The sequence below is a fragment of the Phycicoccus mangrovi genome (assembly GCF_018729305.1).
GTDB classification, from domain to species: Bacteria; Actinomycetota; Actinomycetes; order Actinomycetales; family Dermatophilaceae; genus Phycicoccus; species Phycicoccus jejuensis.
Genome location: NZ_JAHHWP010000016.1, coordinates 1 through 25,365, shown reverse-complemented (window position 1 = coordinate 25,365; position 25,365 = coordinate 1). Strand labels below are relative to the sequence as shown.

The 25,365-nt window shown below is 73.3% G+C and carries 20 protein-coding genes; 6 read left to right on the top strand and 14 right to left on the bottom strand.

Annotated features, from left to right (window positions below; all coding sequences use genetic code 11):
- Positions 1-2: 2 nt before the first annotated feature.
- Positions 3-704, bottom strand: a complete 702-nt coding sequence (locus tag KMZ30_RS14635; protein WP_215513311.1) for a DUF305 domain-containing protein — start codon at positions 702-704, stop codon at positions 3-5.
- Between the two features lie 184 nt (positions 705-888).
- Between KMZ30_RS14635 and KMZ30_RS14630 the strand changes: the two genes are divergently transcribed.
- Positions 889-2,310 carry an LVIVD repeat-containing protein gene (locus tag KMZ30_RS14630; RefSeq protein WP_215513312.1) on the top strand — a complete coding sequence of 474 codons (1,422 nt, stop codon included), beginning with the start codon at positions 889-891 and terminating at the stop codon, positions 2,308-2,310.
- 91 nt (positions 2,311-2,401) lie between these two features.
- Here the strand turns inward: KMZ30_RS14630 and KMZ30_RS14625 are convergent, their stop codons facing one another.
- Complete coding sequence (locus KMZ30_RS14625; protein ID WP_215513313.1) at positions 2,402-3,064, bottom strand: DUF305 domain-containing protein; 663 nt, start codon at positions 3,062-3,064, stop codon at positions 2,402-2,404.
- Positions 3,065-3,219: 155 nt separating this feature from the next.
- Between KMZ30_RS14625 and KMZ30_RS14620 the strand changes: the two genes are divergently transcribed.
- Positions 3,220-4,077, top strand: a complete 858-nt coding sequence (locus KMZ30_RS14620) for an HAD family acid phosphatase (protein WP_215513314.1) — start codon at positions 3,220-3,222, stop codon at positions 4,075-4,077.
- A gap of 168 nt (positions 4,078-4,245) precedes the next feature.
- On the opposite strand, the gene KMZ30_RS14615 is transcribed toward KMZ30_RS14620, so the two are convergent.
- The 11 genes from KMZ30_RS14615 to KMZ30_RS14565 all read right to left on the bottom strand — a co-directional run bounded on the left by KMZ30_RS14615 (position 4,246) and on the right by KMZ30_RS14565 (position 16,028).
- Entirely contained in the window at positions 4,246-5,157 is a 912-nt protein-coding gene (locus tag KMZ30_RS14615; protein WP_308279788.1) for an HhH-GPD family protein, read from the bottom strand.
- A gap of 1 nt (position 5,158) precedes the next feature.
- On the bottom strand, positions 5,159-6,241 hold the full coding sequence (gene disA / locus KMZ30_RS14610) for a DNA integrity scanning diadenylate cyclase DisA (protein ID WP_030526149.1): 1,083 nt from the start codon (positions 6,239-6,241) through the stop codon (positions 5,159-5,161).
- Between the two features lie 139 nt (positions 6,242-6,380).
- Positions 6,381-7,784, bottom strand: coding sequence for a DNA repair protein RadA (gene radA / locus KMZ30_RS14605; RefSeq protein ID WP_215513315.1), 1,404 nt, complete (start codon positions 7,782-7,784; stop codon positions 6,381-6,383).
- Between the two features lie 102 nt (positions 7,785-7,886).
- Positions 7,887-9,599, bottom strand: a complete 1,713-nt coding sequence (locus tag KMZ30_RS14600) for a BCCT family transporter (RefSeq protein ID WP_215513316.1) — start codon at positions 9,597-9,599, stop codon at positions 7,887-7,889.
- Positions 9,600-9,969: 370 nt separating this feature from the next.
- Positions 9,970-10,380: a hypothetical protein gene (locus KMZ30_RS14595; protein ID WP_215513317.1), complete on the bottom strand. Its 411-nt coding sequence runs from the start codon at positions 10,378-10,380 to the stop codon at positions 9,970-9,972.
- Between the two features lie 316 nt (positions 10,381-10,696).
- Positions 10,697-11,143: a 50S ribosomal protein L9 gene (gene rplI / locus KMZ30_RS14590; RefSeq protein ID WP_215513318.1), complete on the bottom strand. Its 447-nt coding sequence runs from the start codon at positions 11,141-11,143 to the stop codon at positions 10,697-10,699.
- 21 nt (positions 11,144-11,164) lie between these two features.
- Positions 11,165-11,401 (bottom strand): 30S ribosomal protein S18, encoded by a 237-nt coding sequence (gene rpsR, locus KMZ30_RS14585; RefSeq protein WP_030526145.1) that lies wholly within the window; start codon positions 11,399-11,401, stop codon positions 11,165-11,167.
- A 110-nt stretch (positions 11,402-11,511) separates the two neighbouring features.
- Positions 11,512-12,099: a single-stranded DNA-binding protein gene (locus KMZ30_RS14580; protein ID WP_207022050.1), complete on the bottom strand. Its 588-nt coding sequence runs from the start codon at positions 12,097-12,099 to the stop codon at positions 11,512-11,514.
- 46 nt (positions 12,100-12,145) lie between these two features.
- The gene (rpsF, locus tag KMZ30_RS14575; protein ID WP_215513319.1) at positions 12,146-12,433 is read right to left on the bottom strand and encodes a 30S ribosomal protein S6; all 288 of its coding nucleotides are present in this window, start codon (positions 12,431-12,433) and stop codon (positions 12,146-12,148) included.
- Positions 12,434-12,464: 31 nt separating this feature from the next.
- Positions 12,465-13,703 (bottom strand): glycosyltransferase family protein, encoded by a 1,239-nt coding sequence (locus KMZ30_RS14570; protein WP_215513320.1) that lies wholly within the window; start codon positions 13,701-13,703, stop codon positions 12,465-12,467.
- A 111-nt stretch (positions 13,704-13,814) separates the two neighbouring features.
- The gene (locus KMZ30_RS14565) at positions 13,815-16,028 is read right to left on the bottom strand and encodes a transglycosylase domain-containing protein (protein ID WP_215513321.1); all 2,214 of its coding nucleotides are present in this window, start codon (positions 16,026-16,028) and stop codon (positions 13,815-13,817) included.
- Positions 16,029-16,306: 278 nt separating this feature from the next.
- Here KMZ30_RS14565 and KMZ30_RS14560 point away from each other — a divergent pair, with 278 nt between their 5' ends.
- On the top strand, positions 16,307-16,867 hold the full coding sequence (locus tag KMZ30_RS14560) for a PadR family transcriptional regulator (protein ID WP_215513327.1): 561 nt from the start codon (positions 16,307-16,309) through the stop codon (positions 16,865-16,867).
- A gap of 80 nt (positions 16,868-16,947) precedes the next feature.
- Entirely contained in the window at positions 16,948-18,039 is a 1,092-nt protein-coding gene (locus KMZ30_RS14555) for an inositol-3-phosphate synthase (RefSeq protein WP_215513322.1), read from the top strand.
- Between the two features lie 60 nt (positions 18,040-18,099).
- Here the strand turns inward: KMZ30_RS14555 and KMZ30_RS14550 are convergent, their stop codons facing one another.
- Positions 18,100-21,909, bottom strand: coding sequence for an nSTAND1 domain-containing NTPase (locus KMZ30_RS14550; protein ID WP_215513323.1), 3,810 nt, complete (start codon positions 21,907-21,909; stop codon positions 18,100-18,102).
- A 270-nt stretch (positions 21,910-22,179) separates the two neighbouring features.
- Here KMZ30_RS14550 and KMZ30_RS14545 point away from each other — a divergent pair, with 270 nt between their 5' ends.
- Both KMZ30_RS14545 and KMZ30_RS14540 read left to right on the top strand, forming a co-directional pair.
- Entirely contained in the window at positions 22,180-24,435 is a 2,256-nt protein-coding gene (locus KMZ30_RS14545; RefSeq protein ID WP_215513324.1) for a sensor histidine kinase, read from the top strand.
- A 44-nt stretch (positions 24,436-24,479) separates the two neighbouring features.
- A complete protein-coding gene (locus KMZ30_RS14540) occupies positions 24,480-25,169 on the top strand; it encodes a response regulator transcription factor (protein ID WP_215513325.1) in 690 nt (229 codons plus the stop codon).
- Positions 25,170-25,365 lie beyond the last annotated feature (196 nt).

The window sequence follows — 25,365 nt, the reverse complement described above, 5'->3', positions numbered from 1 at the left end:
GCTCAGCCCAGGCGGGCGAGCATCCCCGTCATCTGCTCGACCTGCTTGGCCTGCGTGACGTTGATGTCGGCCGCGAGCTCCTCGACGCGGGGGTCGCCCGCCGAGCGCGCGTGCTGCCCGACCATCTCGAGGGCACCCTCGTGGTGGCGCACCATGAGCCGCAGGAAGAGCCGGTCGGCCTCGGCGCCGCGGGCGGTCCCGAGCGCGGCGAGGTCGGCCTCGGAGGCCATCCCCGGCATGCCGCGGTGCGCGGAGTGGTCCTGGATGCGCGGGTTCTCGGCCTGCGGCGGCACGTCCTGCCCGCGCTGGCGCAGCCAGGCCGCCATCGCGTCGATCTCGGGTCGCTGCTCGTCGCGGATGCGCGAGGCGATGCTCGCGACCTGGCGGTCGGAGAGGGCCGCCGACGCGGTGTCGACGAGGACGATGGCCTGCGCGTGATGGACGACCATGTCCTGCATGAACCGGGTGTCCGCCGGGGTCGCGCTCGTCGTGACGACGGGCGTGGCGGCCGGGCCGGTGAGCGTGGCGTTCGGCTCGCCGGGCCTCCCGGGCTGGAGGACCGGGACGTCGCCGGGGGACGCGGTGACCGCCGGCGTCGCGTCGCCCCCGCTGCAGCCGGCGAGCAGCACCGCCGCGAGGAGGACCGGGGCGAGCGCGAGGCGCCCCGTCACGCGGCGCGCGTTCGGGGCGTGAGGGCTCGGCATCGCGCCACTGTAGGCGCGGACCGCGGACGTCACCAGTTGGCGGAGAGAACCCCCCGACCTGTCATTTTTTGACCCGGACTTTGCCCCCTACCTCCCGGTAGCCCGCCATCGTGGGCGGTTCCACACCGCCAGGGGTGCGCACGGAGGGAACGTGTCGGGCACCCCACGACGAGGGAGACACCACATGGGAGCACGACGACGCCTCGGCGTCATCGCCGCGGGAGGGGTGCTGGCCCTCACCGGGGGCGTCGGCGCGGCCGCCGCGGGCGACGGGGTCGGGCTGGGAGGCCTGGACCTGCAGCCCGAGCAGATCGGGTACTCGAAGAACATCGAGCACCTCGCCAACGTCCCGCACACCGGGCCGTTCACCGGCCAGTTCGGCACCGACATGGCCTTCCAGGGCGACCGGGCCTACGTCGGGAACTACCAGGGCTTCATCATCTACGACATCTCGAACCCGAGGAAGCCGCGGACGCTCGCCCAGGTCAACTGCCCCGGGTCGCAGAACGACGTGTCGGTCTCGGGCGACCTGCTCTACCTCTCGACCGACAGCTCGCGCAGCGACTCCTCGTGCAGCTCGGTCGCGCAGTCGGCGACCGTCAAGTCCTCGTGGGAGGGCATCAAGGTCTTCGACGTCAGCAACCCGCGCGCGCCCAAGTACGTCGCGGCCGTCGAGACCGCCTGCGGCTCGCACACCAACACCCTCGTGCCGGGCAAGGACGCCGACTACGTCTACGTCTCGAGCTACTCACCCCGCGCGGAGTACCCGGACTGCCAGCCGCCGCACGACGCGATCTCCATCGTCAAGGTCCCGAAGAAGAAGCCGGCCTCGGCGGCCGTCATCGCCGCGCCGAACCTCTTCCCCGACGGTGGCAACCCGGGCGGCACCAACCCGGCGGGCAACTCGTACTCGGCGACGACCGGGTGCCATGACATCACGGCCTACCCCGCGAAGAAGATCGCGGCCGGGGCGTGCATGGGCGACGGCATCATCATGGACATCAAGAACCCGGAGAAGCCGAAGGTCATCGAGCGGGTCACGGACACCGAGAACTTCGCGTTCTGGCACTCGGCGACATTCAACCAGTCCGGCAGCAAGGTCGTCTTCACCGACGAGCTCGGCGGCGGCGGCGCGGCGACCTGCAACGACGAGGTCGGCCCGACCCGCGGCGCGAACGCGATCTACACGCTCTCGAAGAAGAACGAGCTGAGGTTCGCCTCGTACTACAAGATCCCGCGCAACCAGTACGACACCGAGAACTGCGTCGCGCACAATGGCTCCATCGTGCCGGTCAACGGCCGCGACGTCATGGTGCAGTCCTGGTACCAGGGCGGGGTCTCGCTGTGGGACTTCACCGACGCCAAGAACCCGCGTGAGCTCGGATGGTTCGAGCGCGGCCCGCTGGCGCCGGCGAACACCGGCGGCACGTGGTCGGCGTACTACTACAACGGGTACGTCTACAGCTCCGACATCCAGAAGGGCTTCGACGTCCTCGAGCTCAAGGACAAGAACCTCAAGCAGGCCGCGAAGGTCCGCCTGAAGGAGCTCAACCCGCAGTCCCAGCCGGTGTACTCCGGCAAGGGCGGTGGGCGCCACCACCACTGACGCCCACCGCACGGCACCGACGGCCCGTCCCCCTCGCGGGGGCGGGCCGTCGTCGTGGTGGGTGCAACCATCCCGACCGGTCGCGGCGGGGTCAGTCGGTGAGCGTGACGAACAGGTCGTCGATGCGCCGCAGCTGCTCCTGCCGCGTCTCCCGGATGCCGCCGAGGAGCGCCTCGAGCTCGGCGTCGGCGGAGGCCGGTCGACCCTCGAGCAGCGCGAGGGCCTTCTCGTGGTGGGTCATGAGCAGGCCGAGGAGCAGGCGGTCGGCATCCGACCCGCGGGCGGCCGCGAGGTGCTCCAGCTGCGTGCCGGACACGAGCGCGGCGGCGGTCCCGGCCCCGTCGTGGGCGACCCGACGCGGGTCCTCGACCTCGGGCGGGACCTTCTCGCCGCGCGCCCGCAGCCACTCCGCGGTGTCCTCGAGCTCGCGCAGCCGCTCGGCGCGGACGTCGGCCACGAACCGGGCGACGGCCGGGCTGTCGACCTCGCGCACGGTGTCGACGAGGACGACGGCCTGGGCCTGCTGCGCGACGAGCGAGCGGGCGAGCGTCGCGTCCTGCGGGCTGGCGGTGGTCGGCTCGCCGGCGTCGGCGGTCCCGTCCGCCACGCCTCCGGGCACGGCCGCGGGCGCCGGGGCCGACAGGGCACCCGACGTGCGCTCTCCGCCACCGGAGGAGCAGCCCCCGAGGAGCGCGACGGCCACGACGAGACCCGTCAGCAGCCGACCGGGACGGGCCGTGGGGGCGGGAAGCACCCGGACACCCTACGCAGCCTCCCGGGCGGCCGTGCGGGAGGGGGCGGTCTGAGAGGGGCCTGAGCACCGCTCGCCGATGCGCCGTCACGCGGCCCCCGTCGGACCGGGGACGGGTCTAGCGTCCCGGCGTCCGGTCACCACCGAGAGGACCTCCGTTGCCGAACCGATCGCTCTCCCGCCGCGGCCTCGCCGCGACCGCCGTCGTCTGCTCCGCCCTCGTCGGGGGTGGCGTCGCGTACGCCGCCACGACGCCCGAGCCGGCCATCAAGACCTTCACCCCGCGCTCCGCCGACCAGGTGACGAACATCGACGTCCTGCGCCAGCAGATCCGCAACTACTACGGCGACCCGCTGGGCACCGGGACCTTCGGACCGGACTCCAACTACGCGCGCGAGGCCACGTCGGTCGCCCGCGACGCCGGCCGCTGGCTCTCCGCGCGGGGCCACGAGCGCGGCGAGGACCGCCACCACCACCGCGGGACGAAGGCGATCGTCCTCGACGTCGACGACACGACGCTCACGACGTGGAACTACGAGGTCGCGAGCAACTGGGCCTACAACCCGACGACGAACGGCGAGTACGTCACCGGCCAGCGCTTCCCGGCGACCCCGGGCATGGTCGACCTCGTGAAGAAGGCGAAGCGCGAGGGGTACGCCGTCTTCTTCCTCACCGGGCGCCCCTCGTCGCAGGAGGCCGCCACGCTCGGCAACCTCACGTCCGACGGTGTCGGCGTCGACGCCGGCTACCCCGCGCCGACGACCCTGCGCAACGGCGAGGACGGCCTCTTCACCAAGCCCGACGTGTCGGCCTACCCCGGCTACCTGCAGAAGGCCTGCGCCGCCGACCCCGGTGGCAAGTGCACGACGATCCACTACAAGTCGGCGACCCGGGCGCACATCGAGTCGCTCGGGTACGACATCGTCGCCAACCTCGGCGACCAGTACAGCGACCTCCGGGGCGGGTACGCGGACCGCACCTTCAAGGTGCCGAACCCGAACTACTACCTGCCCTGATGCTCCGGCGGCCGGGGGTGTGAGGGCCCCCGGCCGCCGGATCCCCGGGTGCGCACCGGCCGTGTGCAGGAATCGACGAATGTGTCAGTTCTTGTCCGCCCGGCTCTCTCGACCCTCGCGGAAGGCCCCTGCTCCTCGCGCGCGACGTCGCGCCCCTGTGGTGCTCTCTCAGGCGGGCAGCCGGTAGCCGTGGCCGAGCGGCTCGACGAGGCCGTCCTCGACGAGCGAGCCGAGGCAGCGGTCGACCTGCCCGAGGGCGGCCTCATCGGTGCGCGCGAGGCGCTCGAGCACCGTCGCCTCGAGGACGTCGCGGCCCACGGGGTCCGCGCTCTCGCGCAGCACCTGGACGAGCGCGCCGCGCACCTGCCGGTCCGTGCCCTCCCAGGCCTGCCCGCGCCGGGGCGGTCCGTCGTCGGGCGGGCTGCCGGCGGCGACCCAGGCGCAGACGTCCTCGAGCGGGCACCGGCCGCACTCCGGCCCGCGGGCCCGGCAGACGAGCGCGCCGAGCTCCATGACGGCGACGTTCCAGCGGGCCGAGGTCGCCGCGTCGTCGGGCACGAGCGAGGCGGCGAGCCGGGTCTCGGCCGCCGTGAGCGAGGGCGAGGCCATCGCCCGTCCCTCGACGGCGCGGGCGAGCACCCGCCGCACGTTGGTGTCGACGACGACCGCGCGCCGGCCGAAGCCGAAGGCCGCGACCGCGGCCGCGGTGTACGCCCCGACCCCCGGCAGCGCCCGCAGCGCCTCCTCGTCGGCGGGCAGCTCACCGCCGTGCCGCTCGACGACGGCCACCGCCGCGTCGCGCAGCCGCAACGCACGCCGGGGGTAGCCGAGGCGCCCCCAGGCCCGCACGACGTCGCCGGGGCTCGCGGCGGCGAGCGCGGCCGGCGTGGGCCAGCGCTCCATCCACGCCCGCCACACCGGCTCGACGCGCGCGACGGGCGTCTGCTGCGCCATCACCTCCGAGACGTGCACGCCCCACGGCGTCGTCGACGGGTCGCGCCACGCGAGCGGGCGGGCGTGCTCGTCGAACCAGGCGAGCACGCGGCGGTGGAGGACCTCGCGGTCCGGCGCCGGGGCCACGTCAGACGTAGCGCTCGAGGATGCTCGTCTCGGCGAGGCGCGAGAGGCCCTCGCGGACCAGGCGCGCCCGGCCCTCGCCGACGCCGTCGACGTCCATGAGGTCGTCGATGTTCGCCGCGAGCAGCTTCTGCAGCGAGCCGAAGTGGACGACGAGCCGGTCGACGATCGCGCCCGGCAGGCGCGGCACCTTCGAGAGGAGCCGGTGCCCGAGCGGGCTGACCGAGGAGTCGAGTGCGTCGCCGACGACGGTGAAGCCCATCGCCTTGGCGCCGCCGGAGGGGTCGAGGAGCTCGGTGGAGTCGATCGCCGTGAGGTTGGCGACGGCCTCCTCGAGCGTGAACCCGGCCTTGGCCTCGTGGAGGTAGTCGCGGATGACGAGCCCGAGGTCGTCGGACAGGCCCCCGGTCAGCTCCTCGAGCTGGAGGCTCAGGAGGCGGCCGTCGGTGCCGAGCTGGACGACGTACTCGGCGATCTCGTCCTTGATCCGCCGGACCATCTCGAGTCGCTGGAGGACGTTGGCGACGTCGCGGACCGTCACGAGGTCCTCGATCTCGAGCGCCGACAGCGTGCCGGTCACCTCGTCGAGGCGCGACTTGTAGCGCTCGAGGGTCTGCAGGGCCTGGTTGGCGCGCGACAGGATGGCGCTGGAGTCCTCGAGGACGATGCGCCGGCCGGCGATGTAGAGCTGGATGATCCGCATCGACTGGCTGACCGAGACGACGGGGAAGCCGGTCTGCTTGGCGACGCGCTCGGCGGTGCGGTGCCGCGTGCCGGACTCGCTCGTCTCGATGCCGGCGTCGGGCAGCAGCTGGGTCGCCGCGTGGAGGATGCGGGTGACGTCGCGGTCGACGACGACGGCGCCGTCCATCTTCGCGAGCTCGCGCAGGCGGGTCGCGGAGAACTCGATGTCGAGGGGGAAGCCTCCGGTCGCGATCTGCTCGACGACCCGGTCGTGGCCGAGGACGATGAGCGCGCCGGTGCGGCCGCGCAGGATGCGCTCGAGGCCGTCGCGCAGCTCGGTGCCGGGCGCGACGGCGCCGAGGGTGACGCGCAGCAGCTCGTCGTCGGTCGGTGACCCGGCCATCCGTGCTCCTCCTGCTGCGTCCGTGGGCTGTCGTCGGAGCCCGTGGGCGGGATCCCGCTGGATCCTATCGGCCGGGTGGTCACGGCACGGTCTCGATCTGCGGGAGCTCGCAGCGGAGCGCCCCACCGCGGCGCCGGGCTCAGCGGACGGGGACGTCGTGCAGCGCCCGCCCGACGGCCTCGGCGACCGTCCCGACCTCGAGCACCGACAGCCCGTCGGGCACCGGCCCGGCCCCGAGGACCCCGCTCGGGACGACGGCCCGGGTGAAGCCAAGCCGCGCGGCCTCGGCGAGGCGGCGGTGCGCGCCGGTGACCGGCCGGACCTCGCCGGCCAGCCCGACCTCGCCGAACGCGACGGTGCCCGGCGGGAGCGGGCGGTCGGTGATGGCCCCGGCGAGCGCGAGGGTGATCGCGAGGTCGGCGGCCGGCTCGGTGAGCCGCACCCCGCCGACCGTCGAGAGGTAGGCGTCGCTGCCGCCGATCGGGGCCTGGGCCCGCTTGTCGAGCACGGCGAGCACCATGTTGACGCGGGCGGCGTCGAGCCCGCTCGTCGCGCGGCGCGGCGTGGCGAGCGAGGACTGCGTGACGAGGGCCTGCACCTCGGTGACGAGCGGGCGCCGGCCCTCGAGGGTCACGGTGACGCAGGTGCCCGGCACGGCGGCGGTGCGCCCGGAGAGGAAGAGGCCGCTCGGGTCGGCGAGGCCGACGATGCCGACGTCGGAGAGGTCGAAGCAGCCGACCTCGTCGGTCGGGCCGTACCGGTTCTTGACCGCCCGGACCAGGCGCAGCCGCGAGTGGCGGTCACCCTCGAACTGCACGACGACGTCGACGAGGTGCTCGAGGACGCGGGGGCCGGCGATCGAGCCGTCCTTGGTCACGTGCCCGACGAGGAGCACGGCGATGCCGCGCGCCTTGGCCGCCTGGATGAGGGAGGCCGCGACCTCGCGCACCTGCGCGACGTTGCCGGCCGACCCCTCGACCTCCCCGCTGGAGATGGTCTGCACCGAGTCGACGACGAGCAGCTCGGGCTGCACCTGCTCGACCTGCCCGAGGACCGTCGCGAGGTCGGTCTCGCTCGTGAGGTAGAGCGTGCGGGCCATCGCCTCGATCCGCTCGGCCCGGGCGCGCACCTGCGCGGCCGACTCCTCGCCGCTGACGTAGAGGACGGTGCGGTCCCCGTGCTCGGCGGAGCGGGCGGCGCGCCCGGCGACGTCGAGCAGCAGCGTGGACTTGCCGATGCCGGGCTCGCCCGCGACGAGGACGACGGCGCCGGGCACGAGACCGCCACCGAGGACGCGGTCGAACTCGGGCACCCCGGTCGGGCGGGCGACCGCGTGGCTGACGTCGACCTCGCCGATGGGGGTCGCGGGGCGGGCGACGGTGCTCGCGGCGGTCGTGCGGACGGTGACGGCGCCGACCTCGACGACGCTCCCCCACGCCTGGCACTCCCCGCAGCGGCCGACCCACTTGGCGGTCTGCCAGCCGCACTCGGAGCAGCGGAAGGCGCCGGCGCCCTTCGCGCGTCGTGTCGTCGTCCCGGCCATGGCGCCCAACCTACGGCCCGCCCCCGACACCGCCGGGAGGACGTGCGCGAGGGCCCCGGACCGCACGTGCGGTCCGGGGCCCTCGCGGCGAGCCGGGTGCGGCTACTCGCGCGTCGGGACGCTGCGCGTCTCGGACGGGTCGGGCGTCGCCGCCGGGACCGTGGCGCGCAGCCCGTCGGTCGTCCCGTTGCCGTTGCCGTACGCCTTCTCGCGCAGGTCCGGCGTGCGGGCGATCTGCCCCGCGATCTCGTCGGCGAGCAGGCGTCGCTCGGCCCGCTCGGTGCGCCCGTGCTCGGCGAGCAGCGCCCGCGTGATCGACATGACCATCCCGATCATCACGAGGCTGAAGGGCAGCGCGAGGAGGATGGCGGCCGTCTGCAGCGCAGTCAGCCCGCTGTCACCGCCGGCGACGAGCAGCGCGACCGCGACCGCGCCCTCGAGCACGGCCCAGAGCACGCGGCTCCAGGTGGGCGGCTCGGGGTCGCCACCGCTCGCGAGCATGTCGACGACGAAGGAGCCCGAGTCCGAGCTCGTGACGAAGAAGACGACGACGAGGACGATGGCGACGATGCTGAGTAGCGACGACCACGGCAGGCCGCCGAGCATCTGGAAGAGCGCCGCGTCGGTGTCCACGGCGCCGTCGGGGCCGACGAGGCCGCCCTGGCCGAAGATCTCGCGGTGGATGCCCGAGCCGCCGAAGATGGCGAACCAGGCGAAGGTGACGATCGTCGGCACGAGCAGCACGCCCGCGACGAACTCACGCACCGTGCGGCCGCGCGAGATGCGGGCGATGAAGACACCGACGAACGGGGCCCAGCTCATCCACCAGCCCCAGTAGAACGTCGTCCAGCCCGAGAGCCACGACGTGCCGTCGTCACCCTGGAACGAGAGCGTCCGGAAGGAGAGGGTGAAGAAGTTCGTCAGGTAGCTGCCGACCGAGGAGACGAAGTCGCCGAGGAGGAAGACGGTCGGGCCGAGGACGAGGACGAGGAGCATGAGCACGCCCGCGAGCCCCATGTTGAGGTTCGAGAGGTACTTGATGCCCTTGTCGAGGCCGGTGACGACCGAGGTCGTGGCCATCGCGGTGATGGCGACGACGAGCGCGACGAGCAGGCCCGTCGTCACCTCGCCGACGACGCCGAGGTAGGCCAGACCGGCGCCGACCTGCTTGACGCCGAAGCCCAGCGAGGTCGCGACGCCGAAGAGCGTGCCGACGACGGCGATGACGTCGATGGCGTCACCGAGGCCGCCCTGCACGCGCTTGCCGAGCAGCGGCTCGAGCGCCCAGCGGATGGAGACCGGGCGCCCCTTGCGGTGGATCGCGTAGGCCATCGCGAGGCCGACGACGACGTAGATGGCCCAGGCGTGCAGGCCCCAGTGAAGGTAGGTCGCGTCGGTGGCGGCGCGGGCCCGCTCGGCGGCGGTCTCACCGGTGCCCGGCGGGGGCGAGGCGAAGTGGTTGAGCGGCTCGGCGACGCCCCAGAAGACGAGGCCGATGCCCATCCCGGCGGCGAACAGCATCGCGAACCAGGCGGTCAGCGAGAACTCGGGCGCCTCGTCGTCCTTGCCGAGGACGACCCGGCCCATCGGCGAGACGGCGATCCAGACCGAGAAGAGGACGAAGCCGCTGACGACGAGGATGTAGTACCACCCGAGGTCGCCGACGACGGTGTTGTTGAGCGTCGAGAAGAGCTCACCCATCTGCTCGGGCAGCGCGAGGGCGAGGACGACGAAGGTGGCGATGATGGCCAGGGAGGGCCAGAAGACGCGCGGGGCGGTGATGCGGCGGTCCGAGCGCGGTGGCTCGGGAGGCATGGCGGCTGGTGCATCGGGTAGGGGTCGTTCGGGTGCGGACACGGTCTTGCTCCTCCGGGGACGGCGGTCTGGGGCACGGGTCAGCCTTTGACGTTATCGCCGCGCGAGGGCCGTTGGCCAATGCCGGTGCCCCCGCCCCGAAGGTTCGACGCCGGGGAAGGTGCCGGGCCGCGGTGTCCCGGAGCGGGGTTGGGCCGGAGGTCACGATCGGGTCTCGGGCCCCCGCCGACCCCGTCGAGTGAGCAGGACTCGCCGCCTGCACGCCGGCCCGGACGGCGTGTTCTGTTCACTCGACGGGTGGGTGGGGATGCACGAGGGCCCCGGACCGCTGGTGCGGTCCGGGGCCTTGCGTGCTCGCGAGGTGTCGGCGTCAGAACGTGTCGCCGGATCCGAACTCCTGCTCCAGTCGGTCAGCACTGTGCAGCACCAGCATCAACGGCCGCTCGAGCTCGTTGATGTCGAGGTTGGCGAGCGGTGCCGTGTGGGAGACCACGAGGAGGTCACCCACGGCGGCGACCCCGCCGCACACCATCTCGCCCGCCGACCGCATCACCGAGTGGAGGTCCGTCTCGCTCGCCTTGGCGAACGGCGAGCTGATCTTCACCCAGTGTTCCTCGCCCTGCTGCAGCGTCTGGTGCCACAGGTACACCAGCTGCGAGCGGAGGTTCCCCACGTCGAAGAGAAGACGAAGTCCGTCGACCTCGCCCAAGCCGTCGCGGTACTCCTCCGCGACCTTGTAGTTCGACCGCATGTACCCGATCACGGCGTTCCAGTCGGCCATGTCCGGCTACCGCCAGTGTCCGCCGTGCTCGGAGCACACCGAGCCGGTGTTGTTGCACTTGCTGCACGTGAGCTTCCCGAACATCCCGCTGGCTCGCCCTCCGTTGCACGCCTGGCAGTCATGCACGGGTCGATGACACTTCTGACACTGCATCTCCATCCCCACCTCTCTGATCGGTGCTCCGACGGTACGGAGGCGGGCCACCTGCGTAACGTCGCCAGTTCTGGGGACTGGCCACGACGCCGGCCGGGGGATGCACGAGGGCCCCGGACCGCTGGTGCGGTCCGGGGCCCTGCGTGCTCGCGAGGTGTCGGCGTCAGCCGGCGACGACCTCGAGGGAGACGGTCGCCTGGACCTCCGGGTGGAGGCGGACGAGCGCCGTGTGCGTGCCGGTCGTCTTGATCGGGGTCGGGACCTCGATGCGACGACGGTCGAGCGACGGCCCGCCGGCGGCCTGGACGGCCTGGGCGATGTCGGCGGTGGAGACGGCGCCGAAGAGGCGGCCCCCGGTGCCGGCGTGCGCGGTGACGGTGACGGCGTTGGCCTCGAGGTTGCCCTTGATGGACTTCGCCTCCTCGAGGGACTTCACCTCACGGGTCGCGCGACCCTTGGCGATCGAGTCGACCTGCTTCTGGCCGCCCTTGGTCCACGCGGTCGCGAGACCACGCTTGAAGAGGAAGTTGCGGGCGTACCCGTCCTTGACGTCGACGACGTCACCGGCGGTACCGAGGCCGGTGACCTCGTGGGTGAGGATGACCTTCATCTGTCTGGCTCCTTCGGCGGGTCAGCGGGACGAGCTCGAGTACGGCAGGAGCGCCATCTCACGCGCGTTCTTGACCGCGTTGGCGATGAGGCGCTGCTCCTGGACGGAGACGCCGGTCACGCGCCGGGCGCGGATCTTGCCGCGGTCGGAGATGAACTTGCGCAGGAGCGCGACGTCCTTGTAGTCGATGTTCTCGACCTTCGCCGCCTTGAGCGGGTTGGCCTTCTTCTTCGGCTTGCGAATGGCGGGCTTGGCCATCGTGGTGCTCTCCTTCTGCCGGCCGGAGCCGGCGGATGAGCCCCGGTCACCCGGGGATGGTGTCTGTCGGTGTCGTGTCGACCGTCAGCGGGCGGGGTGCCCGGTGTCGGTCAGAAGGGGGGCTCGTCGTAGCTCGGGGCCTGGCCCCAGCCGCCGCCCTGCTGGCCACCCTGCGCGGGCTGCTGCTGCTGCGGGGCCTGCTGGCCACCGCCCCAGCCGCCGCCCTGCTGGCCGCCGCCACCCTGCTGGGGGGCGGAGCCACCGGTGGCCCACGGGTCGTTCTGCTGGAAGCCGCCGCCACCGCCGCCGCCGAAACCGCCGCCACCCTGGCCGCGCTCAGCCTTGGTGACCTTCGCGGAGGCGTACCGCAGCGAGGGGCCGACCTCGTCGACCTCGAGCTCCATGACGGTGCGCTTCTCGCCCTCCTTCGTCTCGTAGGAGCGCGACTTCAGCCGGCCCGAGACGATGACGCGCGTGCCGCGGTGGAGCGACTCGGCCACGTTCTCGGCCGCGTCACGCCAGATCGAGCAGCGCATGAAGAGGGTCTCGCCGTCCTTCCACTCGTTCGACTGGCGGTCGAACGCGCGGGGGGTCGACGCGACGGTGAAGTTGGCGACCGCGGCACCCGAGGGGGTGAAGCGGAGCTCGGGGTCGGCGGTGAGGTTGCCGATGATCGTGATGACGGTGTCGCCTGCCATGACGGGCGTCCCTTCGGGGGTTGGTCGTGGGCTGGTGACGGAGTGCTCAGGCGCCGGGGCGCAGGAGCTTCGTCCGCATGACCGTCTCGTTGAGGCCGAGCTGACGGTCCAGCTCCTTGGCCGTCGCCGGCTCGGACGTGAAGTTGACGACGGCGTAGATGCCCTCGGCCTTCTTCTTGATCTCGTAGGCCAGGCGGCGCCGGCCCCAGACGTCGACGGTGTCGATCGAGCCACCATCGGTGATCACGACCTTGAGGAGCTTCTCCAGCGACGGCTGGATGGTCCGGTCGTCGAGCTCCGGGTCGAGGATGACCATGAGTTCGTACTGACGCATGTGCTAACCCGCCTCCTTCGGTCTCAGGCGGTCACGGTCTTTCCGTGACAGGAGGGTATGCGGTGTCGCCCACAGCCCCCCGTGGTTCGTCCACAGGGTGCCCGGCGGGCAACCGCTCCAGCCTACCGGCAGCGCGGCCGGGCTCCCAATCCGTGCGGGACGAGGGCTCCGGGGCGCCCGTCCCCCAGGTCGCGCGGGCCCACACGACCCATCCGAGACGGCCGAGCGCGACGAGCCGCAGCGCGAGCGCCGTGGCGTACCAGCCGGCGGGCAGCCCGTGCGCGGGGTCCGTGGCCGCGGCGAGCCACGCGAAGAGCGCCACCGCGTGGACGACCTCGGCGCCCGCCCAGAGCAGCTGGTCGCGCCAGGGCACGCCGGCGAGCGCGAGGAAGGGCACGAGCCACAGGGCGGCGCCCACGGGCAGCGCAGGTGCGGTGACGAGGGCCGCGACGAGCGCGAGCACGACGACGTCGGCCACCGGGGGGCGGGCCCGGTGCCGCAGCAGGAGCCCGGCGAGGACGGCGGCGAGCAGCATCCCGAGGACCGCGAGCCCCGCGACGGCCGTCCCGGGCAGGGGTCGGTCGACCAGCGAGGGCACGAACCAGGGCGAGCCGGGCCCGGCGCCGTCGGTCCACCACGCGGCGACGGGGCGTCCGAGCAGGCCGGGGTCGAGGGCGGCGGCCGGGCCGGCGACGAGCACGACGGCCACGGCGGCTCCCGCGAGCAGGCGTCGCCCGTCGGCGCCCCGGGTGAGCAGCACCAGCCCGAGGAGCGGGGCGAGCCCGAGGGCGCCGCCGAGCACCGCGAGACCCGCCAGCACGCCGGCGGCGAGCGCGCGGCCACGGCTCCACGCCCAGACGGAGAGCACCGCGCAGGTGACGGGAACGAGGTCGACGGAGGTGGGCACGGCCAGCGCGACGACGGGCGAGAGGGCGAGCGGGAGCGGGTCGGCGAGAGGGTGCCGGCGCGCCGTCCCCACGAGGACGACGAGGGCGGCGAGCAGCAGCGCGGAGGCGACCGTCCACAGGACGAGGACCCAGCGCTGCTCGACCATCCCCGTCCCCGGCGCGGCGGTGCGGAGGAACCCGGTCGCGAGCCGCTGCAGCAGCGGCAGGTCGGGCGTCGCCGTCCCGGCGAGCAGCGGGGAGGAGCAGTAGCCCCACACCGCGGTCCGCCCGTCCCACCCGGTGGCCGCGCACGCGGCCTGGCGCAGGGCGGCGAGCCCGACCGGCAGCGCGAGCAGCGCGACGACCGGCGCCAGCGCGGCCACGCCCGACGCGGCGGCGGGTGCACGAACGCCGCGCCGCCCCCCGGTCGCCGTCAGGAGACGGGCGGGGAGCGGCGCGGCGGGGTGGCGGTCACGGGCCACGGTGGCCGGGGGTCAGCCGGTGTTCTGCGACGCGTTCGGCGACGGGCTGGCCGAGGGCCGACCCGGCAGCGTCGGCAGGGTCGCGCTCGGCTCCGGCGTCTGCGTCGGCGTCGGCTGGTCGGTCGGCGACGGCGGGGCGCTCGAGCTCGGCGGGGCCGAGCTCGACGGCGGGGCCGAGCTCTGCGTCGGCTGCGGCGCCCGGGTCGTGGGCGGCGGCGGGGGCAGGGCGTCCTTGTTGATGTAGGCCGGCTGCGGGAAGTCACGCACCTCGCTGCCCTCGAGCGCGGCCTTCATGTACGCGGTCCAGATCCGGGTCGGGAACGTGCCACCGGTGATGTTCCCCGCCGTCGGCAGGTTCTGCATCTGCAGCTCCTTGCCCGACTCGGGGTCGGAGCGGTACAGCCCGACCGCGGTGGCCAGCTGCGGGACGTAGCCGTCGAACCAGGCCGAGCGGAAGCTCTCGGAGGTGCCGGTCTTGCCCGCGGCCGGGCGGCCGAGGTTCTGGCCGACGTACCGCGCGGTCCCGCCGTTGACCGGCTCCTGCATCGCCGTGATGACGTCCGCCATGAGGTCCTCGTCGAAGACCCGCTTGGTCTTCGGCTTGGCCTTGACGACCGGCTGGGTCTCGCTCGGGAAGCGGATCTCCTTGACGATGTAGGGCTCGGAGCGCACGCCCTGCGCCGCGATCGTCGCGTAGGCGTTCGCCATGTCGAGGACCGTGACGTAGTCGGTGCCCAGGACGTCGGCGACGTTCGGCTCGAGCTTCGAGCGCACGCCGGCGTCCTCGGCGGCGGCCATCGTGTTCTTGGCCCCCACGTCGATGTTGAGCGCCGCGTACACGGTGTTGACCGAGTGGCCGGTGGCGGTGAGCAGGTCGATGGTGCCGAACTGCTCGTTGCCGAAGTTCTTGACCCGGCCCCGGCGAGTCTCCGGGTTGGAGGACGCCGGGTCGGCGAACTCCTCGAAGTACTGCGGGCTGTAGCCCGGGAAGGTCGAGCGGATGCTCGCCTTGTTCTCCTGCAGCGCGGCGATGAGGGTGAAGATCTTGAACGTCGAGCCGGCCTGCATCTTCGCCTGCGTCGCGTTGTTGAGCGGCCGGTCGGCGAAGTCCTCACCGCCGTAGAGGGCGACGATCGCGCCGTTGCCCGGCCGGATCGAGACCAGGCCCTCGTGCACGTCCTCGACGTCCGGACGCTGCTCGCGCACCGCGGTGACGGCGGCGTACTGCTTGGGCCGCTCGATCGTCGAGATCACCTTGAGGCCACCGCGCTGGATGTCGGTGTCGCTCAGCTTGTACTTGCCCGTCAGCTCCTTCTTCACGAGGTCGACGACGTAGCCGTTGGTGCCGCCGAGCTGCTTGGGCTTGTACGGCTTGATCCCGTCGAGGGTCTTCTCGACGTCGGCGCCGTCGCGGTCCTCCTGCGAGAGCCACTTCTTGTCGACCATGGCGTCGAGGATGTAGGCGGACCGCTTCTCGGCGTTGGCCTTCTGCTCCTCGCCGAGGGTGGGGTCGTAGAACGAGGGCCCGCGGATGACCGACGCGAGCACGGCCGCCTCGGCCGGGGTGAGGCTCTTCGCGCTCTTGCCGAAGTAGGCCTGCGAGGCGGTCTCGATGCCGTACGCGCCGCGCCCGTAGTAGATCGTGTTGAGGTAGTTGGTGAGGATCTCGTCCTTGGACTGCTGCTTGTCGATCTTCAGGGAGATGAGGATCTCCTTGGCCTTGCGGGTCAGCGTCCGGTCCTGCGTGAGGAAGTAGTTCTTCACGTACTGCTGGGTGATCGTCGAGCCGCCCTGCGTCGCCTGGCCGCCCTTGACCGCGACCCAGACGGCGCGCGCGATGCCCGTCGGGCTGATACCGCTGTTCTGGTAGAAGTCCCGGTCCTCGGCGGCGAGGATCGCGTGCTGCATGTTGGGCGAGATGTCCGCGAGGGGCACCGACTGCCGGTTGCCGCCCTCGTCGGAGAGCCGCGCGAGGACGGTCTTGCCGTCGGAGTAGTAGACGGTGCTCGCCTCGGCGGTCACCATCTCGTTCGGCTGCGGGATGTCGGTCATCGCGTAGGCGACGAAGAACCCGGCGAGGCCGAGGACGAACGCCCCGAGGCCGGCCCAGACGACGCGGCGCAGCCAGCGGCGGGTGCGCGAGGTCGTCGGGGCTCCGGCGGCGCCCGAGCGGGCGGCGGCCCGTCGCGTGGCGTCGGAACGGGTGCGTGGCTGTCGTTGGCTCATGGGCTTCCGGGGCAGGGAACGGGGGGCAGTGAACGACGCGGCTCGCGCCGCGTCCACCCGCCAGTATGACCACGCAGGCTGGGAAATCCCCAAGAACGGTCGGGCCGGTCCCCCGCCGTCGACGCGGCTCGGCCCACTGTCGCCGTCCCGTCCGCCGCGTCCCCACGTCACCCTGCGCAGATGTATCGCGTCGATATATCTGTGTTACGTTCGAGGTGACAAGGTCCGAGTTTGTCAGCATCGGACCGGCCCCGGGACGAGAGGAGACGCAGACCGTGGTGTCCCGCCGTGCGCAGCTGCTCGAGCTCGCCGTCCTCGGCCTCCTCCACGACGGCCCGACCCACGGGTACGACCTGCGCCGCCGGCTCAACACCGCCCTCGGACCGTTCCGGGCGCTGTCCTACGGCACGCTCTACCCGGCGCTCAAGGGCCTGCTGGGGCGCGGCCTCATCGCCGAGAGCGGGGACGCCCCGCGCCCGGGCAAGCGGCCGCGCGTCGTCTACGAGCTGACCGCCGCGGGCAAGGAGCACTTCGCCGAGCTCGTCGCGCGCAGCGACGCCTCGTCCTGGGAGGACGACGGCTTCGACGTCCGCTTCGCCTTCTTCGCCCGGACCGAGCGCGAGGTGCGCCTGCGCATCCTCGAGGGCCGCCGCTCCCGCCTCGAGGAGGACCTCGAGCGGGTCCGCGAGCGCTCGGCCCGCCACCGCGAGCGGCTCGACTCCTACACCGCGGCCCTCCAGCGGCACGGCGAGGAGACGACCGAGCGCGAGGTGCGCTGGCTCTCCGAGCTCATCGACGCCGAACGGCGCCACCCCACCGACCCCGGCCCCCAGCCGTAGACGGTCACCGGTCCGCGGCTCGTCCGCGGCCCGGCGCCCGTCGCCCCACCCCCTCCACCACCGACCCCCCAGGAGAAGCCATGGGTTCCATCCGCGTCGCGATCGTCGGCGTCGGCAACTGCGCGTCCTCGCTCGTGCAGGGCGTGCACTACTACCGGGACGCCGACCCCGCCACCACCGTCCCCGGCCTCATGCACGTCCGCTTCGGCGAGTACCACGTGAGCGACGTCGAGTTCGTCGCCGCGTTCGACGTCGACGACAAGAAGGTCGGCAAGGACCTCTCCGAGGCCATCAACTCCTCGGAGAACAACACCATCACCATCGCCGAGGTGCCGACCACGGGCGTCACCGTCCAGCGCGGCCACACCCTCGACGGCCTCGGCAAGTACTACCGCCAGACGATCGACGAGTCCGGTGCCGAGCCGGTCGACGTCGTCGCGGCGCTGCGTGACGCCGAGGTCGACGTCCTCGTCTCCTACCTCCCGGTGGGCTCCGAGCAGGCCGACAAGTTCTACGCCCAGTGCGCCATCGACGCGGGTGTCGCCTTCGTCAACGCGCTGCCGGTCTTCATCGCCTCCGACCCGGAGTGGGCCGCGAAGTTCGAGGCCGCCGGCGTGCCAATCATCGGCGACGACATCAAGTCGCAGGTCGGCGCCACGATCACCCACCGCGTGATGGCGAAGCTCTTCGAGGACCGCGGCGTGCAGCTGGACCGCACTTACCAGCTCAACGTCGGCGGCAACATGGACTTCAAGAACATGCTCGAGCGCGAGCGCCTGGAGTCCAAGAAGATCTCCAAGACGCAGGCCGTCACCTCGAACCTCACGGGGTCGCTCGCCGGCAAGACCGAGGACCGCAACGTCCACATCGGCCCGTCGGACTACGTCGCCTGGCTCGACGACCGCAAGTGGGCCTACGTCCGCCTCGAGGGCCGCGCGTTCGGCGACGTCCCGCTCAACCTCGAGTACAAGCTCGAGGTCTGGGACTCGCCGAACTCGGCGGGCATCATCATCGACGCCATCCGCGCGGCGAAGATCGCCAAGGACCGCGGCATCGGCGGCGCCCTGCTCTCGGCGTCGAGCTACCTCATGAAGTCCCCGCCGGAGCAGCGCCCCGACGAGGTCGGCCGCGCCCGCCTCGAGGCCTTCATCACGGGCGACGAGGAGCGCTGAGGCACCCCCTCCCCCCGCCCATGGCGGGCTACACCGCAGTACGTGACGCCCTGGCGGCAATTACTGCGGTGTAGCCCGCGGCTCGTCAGGGGACCCGACACAGGGGTCGGCCAGGTCGGGGACCGCGATCGAGGCCGACCACCGCGTCGCCGGGATCCAGTCGCCGACGGTGCGGCACAGGGAGGTCGTCGCGAGGGCGGCCGACGTGGGGGCGAGCTTCGTGTACCCGCCGAGACCGCCGGCGAGGACGTGCGAGCCGTCCGGAGAGAAGCGGGCGAAGTAGAGCGGTGTCCCGCGGTCCAGGACGAGGGAGCGGGTGAAGCGGGTGCCGTCCCTCCGCCAGAGGACGAGGCTGCCGTCGTTCACCGCCGCGAGCAGACGCCGACCCTCCGCGTCGAACTGCAGCGTGAAGGTCGTGCCCGTGGCGCCGCCGAACGTGCTGACCGCCCGGGGGCGCGCAGGAGTGCTCAGGTCCCAGACCCGGATGCTCCGGTCCGTGCCGCTCACCGCGAGCAGGCGCCCGTCCGGTGAGAGCGCGGCGGCGTACGCGTAACCGGGGGTGGCCAGGACGGCGACCGGCTCGGTGCCCTCCTGCGGCCGCCAGACGTAGACGGCGCCGGTCGAGCTCGAGCTGACGACGGTGGACAGGTCGGCCGCGGCCGAGACCGAGAACAGCAGCTCGGCCGAACCCATCGGCCCCGTGAGGTCGGCCACCGTCACCGGGCGCTCCCCCCGTGCGACGCGGAGCAGGCGGACGTGCTGGTCGTCGGACGCGGCCGCGACGACGTCGTCCGCCACGAAGGACAGCTGCTCGACGGTGCTCGTCGTGATCTTCCTCCGGAAGCTGTCCACCGGGTGGGCGGGGTCCGTCACGTCGACCCCGACCAGGTATCCGGCGTCGGTGACGTAGACGAGGAGACGTCCGTCCGGGGAGATGTCGCCTCCGCCGACCGACCGGCCGGGGGCCGGCCCGGACCGGATCCGCCCGGTCTCGCGGGGCCGGGAGGGGTCGCGGACGTCCCAGATGCTGACGTCCTGGTCCGTTCCCGCACCCACGGTGTTCACCACGGCCAGCGGACGGTCCCGGGCCCAGCCGGTCGAGTACACCGTCCCGATCCCCCCGTTGCCCGGGTAGGGCGGCAGGTCACGGAGGAGGACCTGCCCGTTGACCACCGCGACGGCCAGCCGCCGGTCGTCGACGAACGTCACCGCGGTCACGTTGTCGGCCACGTCGACGGTCTCCCTGACCGTGCCGGCGTCGTCGACGACGGTGACGGTCTTGTCGGACGAGGCGAAGGCGAGGAGGTCCGCCCCCGGAGACGCTGCCGCGTCGTTGACCCAGTTGGCGAAGGCGCCGACCGCACGCGGCTCCCCCAGCGCCCGGCGCTCGCGGTCCCAGGGCACGAGGAAGGCCGCGGCCGCCCGGGTGGAGACGGCGAGGATCCCACCCCGCTGGGCGATGCCGGTGACCTGCCGCTCGGTGACGCGCCGGTCGTCGACCGGGGTCTTCGGACGGGCAGGGTCCCGGACGACGAGGTGCCCCTCGGCGTCCCCCACGGCGACGAGGCCGCCGGCGAGGACGGCGACGGCCGACACCTGGGCACGGGAAGGCAGCGGATCGAGTTCGGTCGGTCCGTCCACGAGCCGCCAACGGCGCACCGGCACCACGGGGTCGTCGACGCCCGCGGCGGCTCCCACCACGAGCGTGGTCGAGTCGGCGGTGAAGGCCAGGTCGTTGACCGTGCCCCCGACGTCCGGGACGTCCAGTACGACTCTCGGGTGGGTCCGGTCGGACAGGTCCCAGACCCGCAGGATGCCCGCCGTCCCCCCGGCGCCCAGCCAGCGACCGTCGTCGGACACCGCGAGCGCGAAGACCGCCCCACCCGGGGAGCCGTCCACCGGCGAGGACAGTGTCGCCACCCGCCGGGGCAGCACCCCCGAGACGTCGTAGACGAGGAGGTCCGGGCTCTCGCCCGCGGAGGCCAGGAGACCCGCCGACGGGGAGGCGGCCACGAAGCGCAGGCCGGTCGGCCCGTTGACGTTGACGGTCGTCGGCGATGCCGCCGCGTCCACGACCGCTGACCGGCCCTCGAGAGTGTCCGCCGTCGTGCCGGCGGCGAGGGCGAGCTGCGCGGACATCGCCGGGTCCAGGTCGGCCAGGTCACGGGCCTGGGCGGCCAGCTGGCGGGACGTGGCGTCGTCGCGGGCCACCCGCAGCCGTTGGGCCCCGAGGACCAGCCCGAGACAGGCGACGACCGCGACGAGGGACACGACCGACGTCACCACGAGCCACCGCCGGCGACGCCTGACTTGCCGCTGGGCGCGCTGCCGGTCGGCCGTCGCCGCGGCCGTGCCCGCGCGGACGAACTCCGCCCCCAGGGGGGAGAGGCGCGACGTGCCGTCGGCGTCGAGCGCCGCCGCCGCCTCCAGCCGTGCCCCGCGGAGCAGAAGGTCGTCGTCACGGCCGGAGGCGGACCACTCGGCGGCCTCGCGCTCGACGAGCCGCATCGTCTTGAGGACGGCGCGGTCCTCCTCGATCCACTCCGCCATGCGGGGCCACGCCGTGGTGAGGGCCTCGTGGCACAGCCGCACGGAGTGGCCGTCGAGGGTCACGAGCCGGTCGACGGACAGCCGGTGCGCGATCCGCTGCTCGGGGTCGTGCCGGACCGCCTCGAGGGGAACCTCGCCGGCCGTCGGGGGGACGCCGTCCTCCACCACGACGAGCCGGAGCAGCAGTGCGCGCGCGACCGGCCGCTCCGACTCGTGGAGCGAGGACCAGAACGCCTCGGCGGTGCTGCTCAGCGCCCCCTCGATCCGCCCCACCTCCTCGTAGAGGGCGTGCGAGAGGATGTTGCGCTCTCTGCGGTCCCACATCTGCCGCAGGCAGTGCGACACGTGCGGCAGCGACCTCACGGCGCCTCCGCCCCCCGTCACGCGGGCGTCGGCGACGATCCGGTCCACCAGGCCAGGGGCGAGCTCGATCCCCGCCCGGTCGCACGGCCCGGTGACGGTGCGGGCCAGCGCCGCCTCCCCGAGGGGCTCGAGCACGAGCTGGCGTGTGCGGAGCGCTTCCGCGAGCACCGGGTGCCGGGTGGCCGCTCCGTAGAAGTCGGCCCGCAGCGCGGCGACGACGACAGTGCCGTCCGGGCACCCGGCGAGCAGGTCGCGCAGGGACGCCAGGCCGAGGTGGGGGTCGGAGAGCGTCCACAGCTCCTCGAGCTGGTCGACGACGACGACCGCGGGAGCCGGAGCCGCGGACAGGCGCTCGCGCGCCTCTGCGAAGGCGCGCGGCGGGTCCGTCCCCGGGCGGACGACGGCCGTCAGGGTGCCCGGATCCAGGCGTGGAAGGAGCCCGGCGCGCACCAGGGAGGACTTGCCGCTCCCGGACGAGCCGACGACGAGGACGAGCGGTACACCGAAGCCGGTCCGGCCTGCTCGCACCGCGTCGTCCACCCGCGCGACGAGATCGGTCACCTCCTGCTCCCGACCGAAGAAGAAGGGGGCCGCATCGGCCTCGAACGGCATGAGCCCGGGGAACGGCTCGGCGGCACCGTCGGTCCGGGGGCGACGGGTGTTGGCGAGCCGCCAGAGGACCCGGTGCCACGCCTCCGGCTCGGGGACGGGGACCTCGAGAGCGGCGAGGAGCGCGAGCAGGACCTCGGGCCGCGTGGCCGGTGGAAGGTGGCGCCCGGTGAGGTACCCGCCGACGGTGCTGTGCGGGAGACCGGAGCGACGCGCGAGCTGCCGGACGGTCAGACCCACACGTCGCCGGGCCTCCGTGAGGTGGGCGGCGAGCTCGTCCGCGCTCCGAATGGCGTCGGGGACCATCGGTCCGACGAGCGCATCGACCTTCCCACCGGACCCCTCCATGGCGTGACCGTACCGAGCCGCCGGGCTCCCGCAAACCCCCCATTTCGCCTGGTGGCGATCCTCCGCCCGGCCCGCCCGGACACCGCATGCCGTGTCCGGGGTTGTCCGGGCCGGGGCCGGCGTCTGCCGTCCGGGCGACCCGGGCGGCAGGCTCGGTCCGTGTCGGGCTCCGGGTGGATCGGGCGCGGGGCGACGGTGACCGCAGGGAGGCCATCGACGCTCCGTTCCCGGTCCGCTGCGCCCACGGCGGACCGGCCCGAGTGGTTCCGGGTGCTCGTGGTCCGCTCGACCGCCGTCGCCCTCGTGGCGAACGTCGCGCTCTCGGCGGGCTCGCCCTACCTGACCTCCCCGTGGTGGTCACCCGAGGTTCGCGCGGCCACGCTCGTCCTGACGACCGTCCCCGCACTCTGGGTGGTAGCCACGGCGCTGACCTCACCGACCTCCCTCCACGCCGTCCGCGCGTTCGTCGTCGCCGCGGGGGTGGCGAACGTCGTGGCGGGGCTCGGCCCGCACACCGGCGGTCCCCCTGGAGGCACCCCCTACCTCAACGCCCCGACCGTCGTCGCGTCGTGCGTGGTCGCGACGACGACCGTGAGCCCGTCGCGACGGCTGGTCGGCCTCGCCCTGCTGGGGGTCGGCTGGGTGGCCGTGCGGGTCGATGCCGTGGGCCCCCTCGTCGCGGCGCTGGAGGCGGGGGTCATCGTCCTCGGGAGCAGCCTCGTCGGTGTCTACGGCCGGACCCTCGAGCGGTCGGGCGCCCGGGCGCTGCAGGCGGACCTCGAGCGCGAGCAGGCCCGCGTCCGTGCCGCCTCGCGGCGGCACGCGGAGCAGATCCGGGAGGAGTGGGACCGGATCGTCCACGACAAGGTGCTGGGGGCGCTGACCATCGCCGCGCGGACGGCATCCTTCGAGACCCTGGGCACCGCCCGGTCCCTGGCCGGAGACGCGCTCCGTGCGCTGGGCGTCATCGACACCCCGGGCCCCCTGCTGCGCGACCTCGGGGCGACCGGGCGTCGGCTGGGGCTCCACGTCGAGGGACGGTCTACCACCCTGCCCGCCGGGCTCCCGGATCCCGTGGTGGCCGCGCTCTCGGCCGCGACGTCGGAGGCGCTGCTCAACGTCCGGCGGCACGCGGGTGTCCCGCGGGTGGAGCTCGTGGTCGAGGGCGACGACCGATCGGTGCGCGTGCGGATCTCCGACCGTGGACGGGGGTTCGAACCGGAAGAGGCGCACGGCCGGTTCGGGGTCACCCGGTCGATCCCCGGCCATCTCGCCGACGTCGGTGGGAGCGCGACGGTGCTCTCGATCCCCGGACGGGGCACGGCGGTCACGCTCGACTGGAGCGTGGTCGCGGCGAGCGCCACCGCGCCGCCAGAGGACCTGCACGAGGCCACCGGGCACAGCCGTCTCGGCCATCTGCCCTCCCTCACCCTCTCCCCGGCCGGGAGCATCCTGCGGACCCCGGTGGTCCGCACGGCTCCGACCGTGTGGGCGCTCCTCCACGGGGCACTCGGGTGGGCGACGACCCGGGAGCTGTGGCTCTGGCCGACCCACGAGGGATGGCCTCCCGTCGTGTGGGCCCTCGCCGGGCTCCTCCTGCTCGGCGTTTCCGGCTGCTCGGCCGACCGGACGTCATCGACCGTCCTCGGCCTGGGACTCACGTGTGCGGCGGTCAGCGGGCTGGCCTGGGCGACGCCGCCCGGTGGGGCGGTCGACTGGCGCATGTGGTACCTCGGCGCGACCCTGCCGTACGCCGTGGTCTCCGTCCTGGCACACCGGAAGCGGCTGGCGTGGTCCTACTCGGTTGTCGTCCCGCTCTTCCTCGCCGCGGGGCTGTGGACGCACGGTGTCGACGCGGTGCTGTCCGTGCCTGAGGCGTTCCCCTCGCCGCTCCTCATCACGACCCTCACCCTCCTCGCCATGCGCGCCCTCGAGTCGATGCGGCGAGACGCCGGCCGGGCTGCGGCCGAGGTCGAGGTCCTGCATCGGATGGAGAACGTCGCAGCGCTGCGCACCGCGGTCCGCCGGGAGCGCCGCTCGGAGCTCTCGCGTGACGTCATCCCCCTGCTGGAACGCCTCTGGCACGAGGACGTGTTCACCGAGTCGGACCGTCGGGCAGCGCAGCTGGCCGAGTCCGCCGCACGCGACCGCCTCGTCGCCCCCGGTCTCGTCGACGACCGGCTGGCCACCGCCGCCCGGGCGGCCCGTGCCCGTGGTGCACGGGTCACGCTGCGCAGCACGGCCACCGCCGATGTCGACGTCGACCCCGCCCCCTTCGCCCGGGTGGTCGGCCTCGTCCTCGACGCGTGCGACGCCGACGCCGAGGTGACGGCGAGCTGGCACCCGCGCGACGAGCGGTCGGTGGGCACCCTCGTGGCCACCGGCCCGCGCCGGGCGGTCGACCCCGAGCAGGTCCACCACGCGCTGGACGGCCACGCCTTCGCGCTCGACCAGGAGACGGACGAGCTCTGGCTGACCGTCTCGGGGTCCGCCGGGACCACGTCATCAGAAGGGGGGACATCGTGAGCCCACGCGGGCCGGCGCCGTCGTCCCGCTGGGACCGTGGTCGGGTGGCCGGAGACGCAGCGACGGGTGGGACGGGATCCGTGCGCATCGGCGCGGTCGACGACCACCCGGTCATCCTCGCCGGGCTGGCCCACGGACTTCGCTGGCACCTGCCGACGGCGGTCCTCCGGCCGGTCCACACGACCGTGGCCGCCTTCCTCGACCGGGTCCGTGAGCCCATCGACCTTGTCCTGCTCGACGTCGAGCTCCACGACGGCTCGGACGCGGCCGAGAACGTCACGCGGCTCGTGGCACGCGGCTTCCCGGTGCTCATGTTCACGCAGGACCACCGCCACCACGCTCTGGCCCGGTGCCTCCGGGCCGGTGCGTCGGGGATCCTCTCCAAGGGCGAGGACCTGGCCACCGTCGCGTCGGCCGTGCGGGCCGTCGCCGACGGTGAGCCCTACCTGTCCCCCGACTGGGCCAGCGTGCTGGCGGAGGACGCGGTGCTCACGCCGCAGCTGACGCCCCGGGAGATGGAAGCGGTGCGGCTCTACGCCGCCGGGATGAAGCTGACCTCGGTCGCCCGTCGCCTCAACGTGTCCGAGGACACCGCACGGACCTACCTGCTGCGGGCACGCACCAAGTACGCCGATGTCGGTCGTCCGGCGCCGACCAAGACCGACCTCTACATCCGGGCGGTCGAGGACGGGATCCTGCCCGTGCCCGGCTCGCCACCCGCCACCGAGCGCTGAGGACATCGCCCCGCAGCAGCCCGAGGTCGCGCTGCGGCCGATCCAGCCTCCCCGGACCGTGCGCCTAGTTGTACTCGGCCGGGACGTTGGTGACGCGTAGGCGTTGACGACGAGGAGAACCTCCGGGTGAGGTGTGGATTGTCTAGGTCCTACACCGCCCGGAGGTTCTCGTGGCCCACGCTAACGCTCGTCTGAA

What these genes read in the sequence shown, in the direction of transcription:
- radA (WP_215513315.1), bottom strand. Translation starts at nt 7,784, where the DNA reads ATGGCCGGGACGACGACACGACGCGCGAAGGGCGCCGGCGCCTTCCGC.
- KMZ30_RS14550 (WP_215513323.1), bottom strand. Translation starts at nt 21,909, where the DNA reads ATGGAGGGGTCCGGTGGGAAGGTCGATGCGCTCGTCGGACCGATGGTC.
- rpsF (WP_215513319.1), bottom strand. Translation starts at nt 12,433, where the DNA reads ATGCGTCAGTACGAACTCATGGTCATCCTCGACCCGGAGCTCGACGAC.
- disA (WP_030526149.1), bottom strand. Translation starts at nt 6,241, where the DNA reads ATGGCCGGGTCACCGACCGACGACGAGCTGCTGCGCGTCACCCTCGGC.
- rplI (WP_215513318.1), bottom strand. Translation starts at nt 11,143, where the DNA reads ATGAAGGTCATCCTCACCCACGAGGTCACCGGCCTCGGTACCGCCGGT.
- KMZ30_RS14630 (WP_215513312.1), top strand. Translation starts at nt 889, where the DNA reads ATGGGAGCACGACGACGCCTCGGCGTCATCGCCGCGGGAGGGGTGCTG.
- KMZ30_RS14555 (WP_215513322.1), top strand. Translation starts at nt 16,948, where the DNA reads ATGGGTTCCATCCGCGTCGCGATCGTCGGCGTCGGCAACTGCGCGTCC.
- rpsR (WP_030526145.1), bottom strand. Translation starts at nt 11,401, where the DNA reads ATGGCCAAGCCCGCCATTCGCAAGCCGAAGAAGAAGGCCAACCCGCTC.
- KMZ30_RS14580 (WP_207022050.1), bottom strand. Translation starts at nt 12,099, where the DNA reads ATGGCAGGCGACACCGTCATCACGATCATCGGCAACCTCACCGCCGAC.
- KMZ30_RS14565 (WP_215513321.1), bottom strand. Translation starts at nt 16,028, where the DNA reads ATGAGCCAACGACAGCCACGCACCCGTTCCGACGCCACGCGACGGGCC.
- KMZ30_RS14595 (WP_215513317.1), bottom strand. Translation starts at nt 10,380, where the DNA reads ATGGCCGACTGGAACGCCGTGATCGGGTACATGCGGTCGAACTACAAG.
- KMZ30_RS14600 (WP_215513316.1), bottom strand. Translation starts at nt 9,599, where the DNA reads ATGCCTCCCGAGCCACCGCGCTCGGACCGCCGCATCACCGCCCCGCGC.
- KMZ30_RS14635 (WP_215513311.1), bottom strand. Translation starts at nt 704, where the DNA reads ATGCCGAGCCCTCACGCCCCGAACGCGCGCCGCGTGACGGGGCGCCTC.